Annotated in this window: 11 protein-coding genes; 10 read left to right on the top strand and 1 reads right to left on the bottom strand. The window is 38.7% G+C overall.

Annotated elements, in window-relative coordinates:
* The first annotated feature begins 75 nt into the window (after positions 1–75).
* From dxs to C9J35_RS06570, 8 genes are all read left to right on the top strand, one after another.
* Positions 76–1,977, top strand: a complete 1,902-nt coding sequence (gene dxs, locus C9J35_RS06535; protein WP_107923879.1) for a 1-deoxy-D-xylulose-5-phosphate synthase — start codon at positions 76–78, stop codon at positions 1,975–1,977.
* Entirely contained in the window at positions 1,977–2,795 is an 819-nt protein-coding gene (locus C9J35_RS06540; RefSeq protein ID WP_107923880.1) for a TlyA family RNA methyltransferase, read from the top strand. Before dxs ends, C9J35_RS06540 begins: the two co-directional genes overlap by 1 nt.
* A gap of 100 nt (positions 2,796–2,895) precedes the next feature.
* The gene (ahrC, locus tag C9J35_RS06545) at positions 2,896–3,345 is read left to right on the top strand and encodes a transcriptional regulator AhrC/ArgR (RefSeq protein ID WP_107923881.1); all 450 of its coding nucleotides are present in this window, start codon (positions 2,896–2,898) and stop codon (positions 3,343–3,345) included.
* A 143-nt stretch (positions 3,346–3,488) separates the two neighbouring features.
* Positions 3,489–5,189, top strand: coding sequence for a DNA repair protein RecN (gene recN, locus C9J35_RS06550; protein ID WP_107923882.1), 1,701 nt, complete (start codon positions 3,489–3,491; stop codon positions 5,187–5,189).
* A gap of 122 nt (positions 5,190–5,311) precedes the next feature.
* Entirely contained in the window at positions 5,312–6,259 is a 948-nt protein-coding gene (locus C9J35_RS06555; protein ID WP_107923883.1) for a SpoIVB peptidase S55 domain-containing protein, read from the top strand.
* Positions 6,260–6,615: 356 nt separating this feature from the next.
* Positions 6,616–7,407 carry a sporulation transcription factor Spo0A gene (gene spo0A / locus C9J35_RS06560; protein WP_107923884.1) on the top strand — a complete coding sequence of 264 codons (792 nt, stop codon included), beginning with the start codon at positions 6,616–6,618 and terminating at the stop codon, positions 7,405–7,407.
* Positions 7,408–7,870: 463 nt separating this feature from the next.
* Positions 7,871–9,442: a flagellar assembly protein A gene (locus C9J35_RS06565; RefSeq protein WP_107923885.1), complete on the top strand. Its 1,572-nt coding sequence runs from the start codon at positions 7,871–7,873 to the stop codon at positions 9,440–9,442.
* Positions 9,435–10,163, top strand: coding sequence for a glycerophosphodiester phosphodiesterase (locus C9J35_RS06570; protein WP_107923886.1), 729 nt, complete (start codon positions 9,435–9,437; stop codon positions 10,161–10,163). Before C9J35_RS06565 ends, C9J35_RS06570 begins: the two co-directional genes overlap by 8 nt.
* A gap of 45 nt (positions 10,164–10,208) precedes the next feature.
* On the opposite strand, the gene C9J35_RS06575 is transcribed toward C9J35_RS06570, so the two are convergent.
* Positions 10,209–10,445: a DUF2627 family protein gene (locus C9J35_RS06575; RefSeq protein ID WP_010859733.1), complete on the bottom strand. Its 237-nt coding sequence runs from the start codon at positions 10,443–10,445 to the stop codon at positions 10,209–10,211.
* A 307-nt stretch (positions 10,446–10,752) separates the two neighbouring features.
* Between C9J35_RS06575 and C9J35_RS06580 the strand changes: the two genes are divergently transcribed.
* A complete protein-coding gene (locus tag C9J35_RS06580) occupies positions 10,753–11,847 on the top strand; it encodes a Leu/Phe/Val dehydrogenase (protein ID WP_107923887.1) in 1,095 nt (364 codons plus the stop codon).
* Positions 11,848–12,110: 263 nt separating this feature from the next.
* Positions 12,111–13,538, top strand: a complete 1,428-nt coding sequence (gene lpdA / locus C9J35_RS06585) for a dihydrolipoyl dehydrogenase (RefSeq protein ID WP_107923888.1) — start codon at positions 12,111–12,113, stop codon at positions 13,536–13,538.
* Positions 13,539–13,558: the final 20 nt, after the last annotated feature.

Below are 13,558 nucleotides of genomic sequence, written 5' to 3' on the forward strand. Positions count from 1 at the left end.
GCATAATGATAACACTGTTATAATGGTGGAAACACGATTGCGGTGAATAATTTATTGAAAAGGTGTGTGAGAAAGGTGGATTTAAACAAGATCTCTAGTCCATCCTTTTTAAAAAACTTAAATAAGAAGGAACTTGAACAGCTTGCAAAAGACATTCGAGCCTTCTTAATCGAAAAATGTTCTGTCACAGGTGGTCATATTGGACCAAACCTAGGCGTTGTGGAGCTAACGATTATGCTTCATAAAATGTTTGACAGTCCACAAGATAAGTTTTTATGGGATGTTGGCCACCAAGCTTACGTGCATAAAATTTTGACAGGTCGCGCTAGTCAATTTGATACATTACGTCAGTTCAAAGGGCTTTGTGGATTTCCAAAGCTTGTGGAGAGTGAACATGATGAATGGGAAACAGGTCATAGCTCGACTTCATTATCAGCAGCCATGGGTATGGCAGCAGCACGTGATATAAAAAACGAAAAAAACTTTGTTGTGCCTATTATTGGGGACGGCGCCTTAACAGGCGGTATGGCACTTGAAGCGTTAAATCATATCGGTCACGCAAAAACAAACATGATTGTCATTTTAAATGATAATGAAATGTCAATTGCACCAAATGTTGGTGCCTTGCATAATGTACTTGGGCGTATGCGTACTGCTAAGGAATATTCAAAAGCCAAGGAAGAATTAGAATCCTTAATCAATAAAATCCCTGTTCTTGGTGGTAAGCTTGCTTCAACCGCGGAACGTTTAAAAGATAGCTTGAAATATTTAGTAGTATCAGGTGTATTCTTTGAAGAATTGGGCTTTAAATATTTAGGACCAATTGATGGTCATGATTTTGAAGCACTTGAAACGACGTTATCGTATGCTAAAAAGGTAAAAGGCCCTGTACTTTTGCATGTTATTACGAAAAAGGGCAAAGGCTACAAGCCGGCTGAGGATGATACGATTGGTAATTGGCATGGGACAGGTCCTTATAAAATGGAGACTGGCGCATTTGTGAAATCAGAGACGAGAGGCCCTGCTTGGAGTAGTTTAATCGCGGAGACAGTTCGTAAAATTTCACATGAAGATGAGCGTATTGTCACAATTACGCCTGCGATGCCAGTTGGTTCTAAATTACAAGGTATACAGCAGGATTTCCCTAAACGTTTCTTTGATGTAGGGATAGCTGAGCAACATGCTGCCACGATGGCGGCAGGACTTGCTACACAGAAAATGAAACCTTTCTTAGCTATTTATTCAACGTTTTTACAACGTGCTTACGATCAAGTGCTCCATGATATAGCACGCCCTAATTTAAATGTCTTTATTGGTATTGATCGTGCTGGCCTAGTTGGTGCAGATGGTGAAACACACCAAGGTGTCTTTGATATTGCGTTCCTACGCCATATGCCCAATATGACAATTATGATGCCAAAGGATGAAAATGAAGGGCAGCATATGGTGAAAACTGCCATCGATTATGATGACGGACCGATTGCGCTTCGCTATCCACGTGGCAATGGTTTAGGTGTGCCGATGGATGATGAACCAATGAGTTTGCCAATTGGTAGCTGGGAAGTATTACGTGAAGGAAAAGACGCGGCTATTTTAACATTTGGTACGACGATTCCAATGGCGATGGAAGCGGCAAATATTTTAGCGCAACAAGGTATTGAAGTAGAAGTGGTCAATGCACGATTTATTAAACCAATGGATGAGGATATGCTGCATCGTATTTTAACGAATCGCATGCCAGTGCTTACGATTGAAGAGGCCGTATTACAAGGTGGTTTTGGTAGCGGTGTACTCGAATTTGCGCATGATCATAGTTATTTAAATGCCATTATCGATCGCATGGGGATACCAGACCAATTTATCGAGCATGGTAACGTCGACCAATTGCTCGCAGAAATTCATATGACAGCAGAAGATACAGTAGCACGTATGCATGTGTTACTACAACAAAAACAGCAAGTAGGTTTAAATAAATAATGACAAAACAACCAAAAGAACGTGTAGACATTTTACTTGTAGAGCGTGGACTAAGTGAAACACGCGAAAAGGCGAAACGCTCTATTATGGCGGGACTAGTCTTTTCCAATGAAATTCGCATTGATAAGGCAGGAGAAAAAATTGCTATTGATGCACCGCTCCAAGTAAAAGGTTCTGATTTAAAATATGTCAGCCGTGGTGGCTTGAAACTAGAAAAAGCACTACAAATTTTTGATATGTCTGTAGAAGGTAAGCTGATGCTCGACATCGGCTCCTCTACAGGAGGCTTTACAGATTGTGCCTTACAAAATGGTGCAAGACATTGTTATGCACTTGATGTAGGCTCGAATCAGCTTGCATGGAAAATCCGCTCTGATGAACGTGTAACTGTTATGGAAAAAACAAACTTTCGCTATACGACGGCGGCTGATTTAACAGAGGGATTGCCGGAATTTGCTACAATAGATGTCAGCTTCATTTCATTATCGTTAATTTTGCCAGTTTTAAAAACGGTATTAATGCCTGGCGGTGATATAATGGCGCTTGTGAAGCCACAGTTTGAAGCAGGGAAAGAAAATGTGGGCAAAAAGGGTATTGTACGTGATAAAAAGGTACACCTTGATGTCTTAGAAAAGACTGCTAAAATGGCAACTGAGGTTGGATTTGTTGTCAAGGATGCATCGTTTTCGCCAATCACGGGTGGCGAAGGAAACATTGAATTTTTATTCCATTTAGTTAATCCAATTACCACAGAAGAAATTCCTGCGTATACAGCTTTTAATGCACTCGTTGAAGAAGCGCATAGTGCACTAAAATAACACGTGCTCGCTCGTAGAGCCGTGTTTTTTCTTGTGCTTTTATGTGTTAGATGGTAGTGTAAATATACAAATACTTAATTATTTATAAGAGGTGAAGGACATGAATAAAGGCCAAAGACATATACGGATTAGGGATATTATTGCCAATCATGAGATTGAAACACAAGATGATTTAGTCGATTTTTTAAAAGATGCAGGCTATAATGTGACGCAAGCAACAGTATCACGTGATATTAAAGAACTGCACCTTGTAAAGGTGCCATTGCAAGATGGACGCTATAAATATAGCTTACCCGCGGACCAGCGATTCAATCCTGTCCAAAAATTACACCGAGCATTAGCAGATGCTTTTATCAGCATTGATGGCGCTTCGCATTTTTTAGTCATGAAGGCACTTCCTGGTAATGCTAATGCCATTGCGTCACTACTTGACCATTTAGATTGGCCAGAAATTTTAGGAACTATTTCTGGGGATGATACAATTTTAATCATTTGTCGCGATGAAAATGAGCGTGAAAATACAAAAAATCGCTTGTTAGAAATGCTATAATTGCAAATTTAATCGCTGGGTCCCTAATTGTTAGTTGAACGAATGGGTGCTTGATTTTCCACTGTCTTCGTTTTAAAATGAAAGACTTAATAGTAACACCAGTTAGTAATAACAGGGTGAATTTGATACAGAGGTGACATTTTGTGTTAAGAGAGCTTAGTATTCGCAACTTTGCCATCATTGAGGATTTAACAGTCAGTTTTTCAGATGGTTTAACGGTGTTAACAGGTGAAACAGGAGCAGGAAAATCAATTATTATTGATGCGGTGCATTTGCTTGCTGGTGGGAGAGGGAATTCAGAATTTATTCGCCATGGCGCTAAAAAAGCAGAGTTAGGTGGTTTATTTCAAATTGCTAGTCCTGCACACCCTGTATACAAAAAATTAGATGATGCTGGTATTGAAATAGAAGAAGATACCATTATTTTACGTCGTGATTTAAATGACACCGGAAAAAGTATTTGTCGTGTAAATGGCAAGCTTGTGCCATTATCTGTTTTACGTGATGTTGGTGCCAGTCTTATTGATATTCATGGACAGCATGAAAACCAAGAATTAATGGATGAAAAGCAACACATTCATTTACTTGATCAATTTGCTGAGGACCAGCTTGCACCAATTCAAGATAAGTACAGTAAGCAATATGATGAATATCGTGCATTAAAAAAAGAATTGGCATCGATTTCTATTGATGAGCAGTTAATGGCACAGCGTATTGATTTGTACCAGTTCCAAATGAAGGAGCTAGAGGATGCAAATTTAAAGCTAGGTGAGGAAGACGATCTCCTCGATGAGCGTCGCCGTCTCATGAATTTCAATAAAATTTTTGAACGATCTAGTGCGGCCTATGAAGCCATCCAGGGCGAAACAAAGGGCCTGGATTGGATCGGCAATGCAATGGACGCATTAGAGGATGCGGCAACTATTGATGAACAATTTAAAGAGGCTTCTGAAGCGGTTACAACCGCGTTTTATGCTTTGCAGGATGCAGCCTATCAGGTGAAAAATGTCCTTGATGAACTAGAATTTGATCCAGCCCGATTAAATGAAGTCGAGCAACGGCTTGCACTATTACAAAACATGAAGCGTAAATATGGAGCAACTGTTGAAGATATTTTAGCCTATTATGAAAAAATTAAAACTGAGCTAAACGAGCTATTAAATCGTGATGAAATTTTACAGGTGAAAGAACGCAAAGTACTTGAGATGGAAGAGGTTTTATATGATTTTGCAGCTGAACTATCTAATGTACGTAAAGTAGCTGCACATGAATTAAGTGAAGCCATTATGGCTGAGTTACGTGAATTACATATGGAAAAAGCAAAGTTTATTGTAAATTTTGATGAATTATCATATTTCGATGCATATGGTAAAGATCAAGTTATATTTTATATTTCAACGAATGTTGGTGAGCCACCAAAATCTTTACCGAAAATTGCCTCTGGTGGAGAATTATCGCGTATGATGCTCGCGTTGAAGACTATTTTCTCTTCATCCAATGGTGTAACATCCATTATTTTTGATGAGGTTGATACTGGTGTAAGCGGTCGAGTGGCACAAGCCATTGCTGAAAAAATTGCTGCCGTTTCGATTAATTCTCAAGTTTTATGTATTTCACATTTACCACAGGTGGCTGCAATGGCAGATCATCATTATTTTATAAAAAAAGAAGTCGAACATGATCGTACCTTTACGTCATTGGCAGAAATAGATACACATGCTCGTATTGAAGAAGTAAGTCGTATGATGTCAGGTGCAGAAATTACTGACTTAACTTTACAGCATGCAACAGAGCTTTTAAACATGGCCAATGAGCGAAAAAAGCACATGCGTAGCATAATTTAAAAAAAATCCAGAAACGATTTCAAGTGTTTCTGGGTTTTTTTCATTTTGCGCAAATATTTACCGCTCATAAGAATGATACAAAAACACATAGTAACAAGACTATAATGAAAAGGAGGTGTCGTATGAATCGTCGTTGGCGTCAATTTGTCATTTTGCCTATGCTCATCGTGTTCTTATGTTTGCCTATTCAAGCTTTTGCAGCCAAAAAGCTTATTCCGATGGGCGAAGCAATTGGGATTCAGCTTCAGTTATCTCATGTATTTGTTGCTCATGATGTGTTGTTAGCTTCCAATCAATGGGTGAAAGGTGGTGCAGTCATTGAAAAAATTAATGACACCACTGTAAAAACCCTTGATGATGCCAAACAAGCTATTGCGCAACAGGAGCAACAGACATGGACGATTAAAAGTGAAGGAAAGCAAGTAACAGTTGAATTAAAGGCACAAGAAGCAGAACATGTTATTTCCTTTTTGAAAGATGAAACAGATGGAGTAGGAACATTGACATATATTGATCCAGAGACACAAAATTATGGTGCATTAGGTCATCAAATCGTTGACTCAACCTTACAAGAAGCCCCCGTCTTTCGAGCAGGCTCGATTTTTTTAGCTTCCATCCAACAAATCCGTAAAAGTACACCTGGGCAACCAGGCTACAAAATTTCCTCCATCGAAAAACACCAAGAACGACTAGGTAGCATTGATAAAAATACAGTTTACGGTATCTTTGGACGTTGGGAAGTCGGTTATCAACAAAGATTGCCAAAAGCAATTGAAATTATGCATGAAAAAGATATAAAAACAGGGAAAGCTGAAATCTTTACAGCAATTGAGGGCAGTAAGGTGGAGAAATTTTCAATTGAAATAACAAAGATTGAAAATGGACGACTCGAATTTATAGTATCTGACCAAAAGCTCATTGAGAAAACAGGTGGCATCCTGCAGGGAATGAGTGGCAGTCCTATTATTCAAGACGGACGTTTTGTAGGCGCAGTAACGCATATGTTTGTGGAAGAACCAAAAAAAGGGGCAGCAATTACAGTAGCAGAAATGCTAAAAAAATCTTCATGAAGAAATAACGGGGCTGCCATAGGTAGCTCCGTTCTCTAAAGTTTATGCAATTTATTATAGCGTTCACCAAGTATTTCATACCAAAATTAAGGAGGATTTATCGATACCTAAAAAAAAGTGTAGTTTTATATGGGATTTTTCACTAAAATAAACATATTGCACGCTAACCATTCCACTGGGAAATATCGTAAATTGTCGATATGAAAAGAAAGTATCGGACTACATACTCATTTTTGGAAATAGAAAAGGTTTTTAACACAAAAATGTCGAAAATTCCACAGTGTGTCAAAATGGCATAAGGGTAAAAGGTTTAACGCTTTGATGATTCAAGGCGAAGTCCAGAAGGAGGAATTGAAATGACAAAGGTAAAAGTGGCGATAGCAGATGATAATCGTGAATTATTAAAAACAATGGAGCAGTATTTTCAAGGACATCCGGAGATTGAAATAATTGCAACTGCTTCAAACGGGAAAATTTGTCTTCAAATGCTTGAAGAATTTACACCAGATATTTTATTGCTAGATATTATTATGCCCCATCTTGATGGCTTAGCGGTATTAGAGGCAATGTATCAAAATGATCGTATGTCATCGATTCAAGTAATTATGCTAACTGCATTTGGACAAGAGGATGTTATGAAACAAGCAGTAGATTTAGGGGCCTCTTACTTTATGCTTAAGCCATTTGAGTTTGATCAGTTGGTTCAAAAAATCTTGCATTGTGCAGGTCAGAAGGCCACATTACCGAAAAAGACGAGTGTTTTACAACAAGCAACTCCTCAAAAATTAAATCAACATCAATTAGATAGTACGATTACAGCCATCATTAAAGAAATCGGTGTTCCTGCCCATATTAAAGGTTACTCTTATTTACGAGAAGCGATTCAAATGGTGTATGAAGATATCGAGTTATTAGGTTCTGTGACGAAAATTCTATATCCAGAAATTGCTAAAAAATTTAACACAACGCCTTCCCGTGTAGAGCGTGCCATTCGTCATGCTATAGAAGTTGCATGGAATCGCGGTAACTATGAATCGATTTCGTCGATGTTTGGTTATACAGTACATCATTTAAAGTCGAAGCCGACAAATAGCGAATTCATCGCCATGATTGCAGACAAGATTCGCATCGATATGATGGCGAGCTAAGGATTGATATGACTGAGTTTTGACTATTTAGCGTAGCGATGAACAAGCGGTGAACTTATTATTTAGAACGCATATATTGCATATTTTATAACGCCTTTTTAGACAGTTTGCGCCGACTGTTTGAGGGGCGTATTTTTTTGTCCTTTAGGAGACAAGACCCAATACTTGATAAAAGAAAAATAGTGAGGAAGACATTCTGATTAGTTAATTTGAAAAAAATAAAATGTAGATTGGCTGTTTTTTACAGAAATTTTGTACAATTATGACAGTATTAGCTTTTTAATGGTGTAAAAAATGTTTTTGTGTAGGAAAAATAGTCTACTATTACTGATAAAAATGCTTGGATTCTAATGAAGTATTACTGATAAAGTAGGGGTATTTTCTTTGTGAGTAGTGACAATTGTCTCTAAACAAATGTAAATAGATTGTATATACTTACAGATAGAGGGAAGGAGGAGGTAGCGTGATTCTAGTTCGAAATGATAACTTCGAAATATCGGAGGAAAACGGAAAGGTATTTATGCTCACATACAGTGCCGGTTTTCCATTAAAAGAATTTGATGGCATCTTACGTAGTCATCCCCGACTGAAACTGTCAAATTTTTCTATTTTAAAAAGCGTATTAGCGACAGAAAGTACAAGTCCTGTTGAAATTGGACGTTGGCTTCCAAATATAGAAGCTGAAATTGCACGAGACAAAATGTCTGCTACTATATTTATATATGAAAAAACGGACTACATTCATAAGAATAAAGAAAAGCTAAATCAACAAATTCTCGATACACTAGCGAACGAAGGAATTACACATGGCATTTTAGATTTTGATATTACGAAGATTGAACCCGGTAAAGCATTTTTAATTGCTCAAGGAACACCAGCTGTGGCAGGAACGGATGCACAAATTACATACTTACCAAAACCAGAGAGAAAGCCAGTTATTCGTGATGACGGGAAAGCGGATTACTATGATATGAATTTTATATCAGAAATTTCAGAAGGTTCATGGCTTGGGGAGAAAATTCCTGCAACATTAGGCAAGCAAGGCCAAAATGTTTGTGGTGAAATACTAGCCGCGACACCAGGTCGTGATTACCCTATTCGCTATGACAAAAAATCAGCATATGAAGTAGAAGAAGACGGAAAAACTGTCATCCGGTCAAAAATTGCTGGTGTTTTAGATGATGTCAAAGGGATGATTGGCGTCAATCGTCATTTACCAATACATGGGGATGTTGGAGTTGAAACAGGCAATCTAGAATTTAATGGTTCTTTAAGCATTAAGGGAACAGTTACCACGGGTTATACAGTTATTGCAACAGGTGATATTTCAATCGAAGGAGCAGAAGGCGTAAGTGGCGCGAAACTCATCAAATCCATAGAGGGTGATGTATTTATTCGCGGTGGCATTTTTGGCCTTGGTTCAACGCTTGTGGAAGCAGGTGGCAACATTTTCGTAAAACATGTAAACGAAGCCAATTTAGTAGCGGCTGACAGTATTCATATAGGCTTTTATTCACTGGGCTCGCATCTTTCGGCACATTCTATTTTTGTAGATGAACGAAAGGGTAAAATTATTGGTGGTCAAGCTGTTGCAAAAAGTTCTATTGTAACCGCTATATCTGGAAATCGTTTAGAACGTCGAACAGATTTAATTATTGAAAGTGTCAATAAACAGGAGAGCTATTCTTTGATGCAGGAAAAGGCAACTCTGTTAAAACAACTACAATCGGAGATTGCTGGTCATGAGGCGAAGATTAAGAGCTTATTACCAATCCTCAATCAAATGACTACGCAACAAACTGCTGCTTTTGAGCAAACAAAACAGAGTTTATCAAAGATGAAGGCTGAAGCAGTGACGGTAGACCGTGAAATAAAGTTAATGATGGATGAAATGCGTCATGCTGGAAAAGAAGAAATTACGGTGACAAAGGAAGCGCATCCAGGTACCTATATTCAAATTGGCAAAAAATCATCTTTATTAACTAAAATGACCAATGGTAAATTTATACTAGAATTTGGTGAATTAAATGTCTGAAGAATCGTTTGTCCCTGTTTTTGCACATCGAGGGGCTTCTGCCTATGCACTTGAAAATAGTTTCAAAGCTTTTGATAAAGCGCTAGAGCTTGGAGCTGACGGTATTGAGATAGATATTCAGCTGTCAAAAGAGGGGATACCCGTTGTGTATCATGATCCACAATTATCTAGACTAGTTGGCATCAATAAACTTGTGAATCAATGTACGATAGACGAACTACAGCGTTTTAAACTTGGAAAGCCGTGGAGAAGGCTATTTTCATCGTATAAAATTCCAGTCTTTGATGCAGTTTTAGTGTGGGCTAATACGCAACAATTACCACTAAATATCGAATTAAAATCAACCATTCTTGACAATAAAGATGCACTTGTCCGAATGCTTCATGGACTAACATTACCAGAGGGCAGTCATTTTTCATCTTTTCATTATGAGCTATTAGAGATTGTGAAACAACATACTCCACAATATGAGACAGCACTTATTGCCACGAAAAAATTGAAATGGGATTTGCTATGTGATTACCAAGCAATTGACAGTGTACATATGCATAAAAAGTATTATAAACCTCGTTATTTAGAGGCGTGTGTAGCAAGCGCTAAAGCATGTCGTTTTTATGCAATTGATGGGAGTGAAAAATTTCTGAAGAATCCGCATTCATCAGTTATTGGTTGGATTACAGATTTCCCCGATAAGGTAATTTCAGTGCAGCGCCGTCAATAAAAATAGCTATCCAGTAAGTCAAACGACTTATTTGGATAGCTATTTTTATTTTTTTTGGAAGCGCGGAGCCACTTTTCCTTTTTTTCGATCGCGGTGAAGTAAAAAGCCTGCGAAAAAGCCAAAGCCGACAACAAAAAATATGATGCCAACAACAAATTGTAGCCATAGAAATGGGAAAGGTGAGATGAGCTTACCGAATAATGTATCACGCATAAATTTAATGCCACCCGCAGCCATAAGACCTGGAATCAGCATTACAATGAATGCAGCAAAACGAGCCATGCATATCCCTCCTCATACCTAGTTTAATTGTACCTGCGGATGATGGAATGTCAAGAAAGCCTACGTGCCAGTCATAGTTTGCAAGCGCTGTAATGCGTTATAGAAAACTAGTGATAGGAACTGAATTTTTAGAAAATTCTTACTTAAACGAGAATGTGTAATAATAGTTGCGAAATTGTGAAATTGTCAGTATTGTAAAATTAAATGGAGCAATATTATCCATTACAAAATAGTTTTCTCACTATTTATAACTTGATTGGAATGGGCATTTGGGGATGCACTTTTCAAAGCAAAGGGGCGAGTTTTCATGGAAATCTTCAAGTATATGGAAAAGTATGATTATGAACAATTGGTATTTTGCCAAGATGAAGCATCAGGGTTAAAAGCGATTATCGCTATCCATGACACAACACTTGGACCAGCACTAGGCGGTGCACGTATGTGGACATACGCAACAGAAGAAAATGCGATTGAAGATGCATTGCGTTTGGCACGCGGGATGACTTATAAAAACGCGGCTGCTGGTCTAAACCTTGGCGGTGGAAAAACGGTCATTATCGGTGACCCATTTACAGATAAAAATGAAGAAATGTTTCGTGCATTAGGCCGATTTATTCAAGGACTGAACGGTCGCTATATTACGGCTGAAGATGTTGGTACTACTGTGACAGATATGGATTTAATTCATGAGGAGACGAATTATGTAACAGGAATCTCTCCAGCATTTGGATCATCAGGTAACCCATCGCCAGTGACTGCTTATGGTGTGTACCGTGGTATGAAAGCAGCTGCAAAGGAAGCGTTTGGTTCAGAAATGTTAGATGGTCGTACAATAGCTGTACAGGGTCTAGGAAATGTAGCATACAAGCTTTGCGAGTATTTACATAATGAAGGTGCAAAACTTGTTGTCACTGATATTAACCAAGCAGCGATTGATCGTGTTGTGAATGACTTTGGTGCAGTAGCAGTGGCTCCGGAGGAAATCTACTCACAAGATGTTGATATTTTCTCACCGTGTGCACTTGGGGCAATTTTAAATGATGACACAATTCCACAGTTAAAAGCTAAGGTCATTGCGGGCTCTGCAAACAACCAGTTACAGGACTCTCGCCATGGAGATTACTTACATGAATTAGGTATTGCGTATGCACCTGATTATGTTATTAACGCAGGTGGCGTAATCAACGTTGCTGACGAATTATACGGTTATAATCGTGAACGTGCGATGAAGCGTGTGGATGGTATTTACGATAGCATTGAAAGAATCTTTGCTATTTCAAAACGTGATGGTGTGCCAACTTATGTTGCAGCCAATCGATTAGCAGAAGAGCGTATTGCTCGAGTAGCTAAATCACGCAGCCAATTTTTAAAAAATGAAAAAAATATTTTGCACGGTCGTTAATAACCGTCTTGAAACGAAAAGAAGTCGCTTTGTCGACTTCTTCTATTATACACATTAAAAAATATGCTTTAAATGATGTCTGGGCTAAAGAGTCATCCTTTCTTAAGTGAAGTGAATCATACGTTTATAGTGGTTTCTCTGACTAGTATGGGAGTAGTAAAACCTTGCTGGAGTGCTGCTCTCTAATTGAGCAATTGCCACAGGTCAGCGCTTGTCTTGAGTAGGGGATGCATTAGCACTTTTCTCATAAGGAGGAATAATAAATGGCTCAAAATTATGATGTTGTCATTTTAGGCGGAGGTACAGGAGGCTATGTGGCTGCTATTCGCGCGGCGCAACTTGGCTTGAAAACAGCCATTGTTGAACGAGAGCGACTTGGAGGCACATGCTTGCATAAAGGTTGTATCCCTAGCAAAGCGTTACTTCGAAGTGCGGAAGTATATCGTATGGCGAATAAAACGGCTAGTGAATTTGGTGTAGATATTGCAAGCGTTACATTGCAATTCGATAAAGTGCAGGCTAGAAAGCAAGCCATCGTTGAGCAACTGAGTCAAGGTGTGAATACACTGATGAAAAAAGGCAAAATCGATGTCTATGAAGGTACAGGACGAATTTTAGGACCGTCCATTTTCTCACCAATGCCAGGTACCATTTCTGTAGAGATGAACAATGGCGAAGAAAATGAAATGCTTGTACCGACTAATGTTGTAATCGCAACTGGGTCAAAACCTAGAGGTATGGCAGGTCTAACTGTGGACGGAAAGTACGTCATGAACTCGGATCATGCGTTACAAATGGAAGTATTACCAAAGTCGTTATTAATAGTTGGTGGCGGTGTTATTGGTATTGAGTGGGCCTCCATGCTTTGTGATTTTGGCGTTTATGTAACGATTGTTGAGTATGGGCCATCAATTTTACCAGCGGAAGATGCAGATATTGTTAAAGAAGTAACGAAGCAACTTGAAAAAAGAGGCGTCCGTATAGTGACGAATGCAAAGCTAGATCCTGCAACTTTTAAAATTGAAAATGATAACGTTTTCATTTCGGCTAACCTGAATGACAAAGAAGAGTTATTTGAGGCAGACAAATTATTGCTTTGTGTAGGTCGTGAAGCAAATACGCAAGGTATAGGTTTAGAAAATACAGAAATTGAAGTTGAACATGGCTTTATCCAAGTACGTGATACTTATCAAACAAAAGAATCACATATGTATGCGATAGGCGATGTTATCGGCGGCTTGCAATTGGCTCATGTGGCTTCCCATGAAGGATTGTCCGCTATTGAACATATTGCCACAGGGACAACAGAAGCACTTAATATACTTAACGTACCAAAGTGCATCTATTCCTATCCTGAGGTTGCAAGTATTGGCTTAACAGAAAATGCTGCACGTGAACAGGGATATGCATTAAAAGTTGGTAAATTTCCATTTAAGGCAATTGGAAAAGCGCTAGTTAATGGTGAAACTGATGGTTTTGTAAAAATTATTGCTGATGAACAAACAGACGATATATTGGGCATTCATATGGTAGGACCGCACGTGACAGATCTAATAGGAGAGGCTTCACTAGCTAAATTACTGGATGCCACTCCGTGGGAAATTAGTCAGGCTGTCCACCCGCATCCATCTTTGAATGAGGTATTGGTGGAATCTGCGTTAGCAGTCGATGATCGTGCAATTCACTTTTAAATATGTAGACTAAGGCGCAT

Source organism: Lysinibacillus parviboronicapiens, assembly GCF_003049575.1.
Taxonomy (GTDB): domain Bacteria; phylum Bacillota; class Bacilli; order Bacillales_A; family Planococcaceae; genus Lysinibacillus; species Lysinibacillus parviboronicapiens.

Bases quoted from the DNA above. Each gene is read 5' to 3' on its own strand.
- C9J35_RS06575 (WP_010859733.1), bottom strand. From the start codon at position 10,445: ATGGCTCGTTTTGCTGCATTCATTGTAATGCTGATTCCAGGTCTTATG.
- C9J35_RS06580 (WP_107923887.1), top strand. From the start codon at position 10,753: ATGGAAATCTTCAAGTATATGGAAAAGTATGATTATGAACAATTGGTA.
- spo0A (WP_107923884.1), top strand. From the start codon at position 6,616: ATGACAAAGGTAAAAGTGGCGATAGCAGATGATAATCGTGAATTATTA.
- ahrC (WP_107923881.1), top strand. From the start codon at position 2,896: ATGAATAAAGGCCAAAGACATATACGGATTAGGGATATTATTGCCAAT.
- lpdA (WP_107923888.1), top strand. From the start codon at position 12,111: ATGGCTCAAAATTATGATGTTGTCATTTTAGGCGGAGGTACAGGAGGC.
- C9J35_RS06540 (WP_107923880.1), top strand. From the start codon at position 1,977: ATGACAAAACAACCAAAAGAACGTGTAGACATTTTACTTGTAGAGCGT.
- C9J35_RS06570 (WP_107923886.1), top strand. From the start codon at position 9,435: ATGTCTGAAGAATCGTTTGTCCCTGTTTTTGCACATCGAGGGGCTTCT.
- C9J35_RS06555 (WP_107923883.1), top strand. From the start codon at position 5,312: ATGAATCGTCGTTGGCGTCAATTTGTCATTTTGCCTATGCTCATCGTG.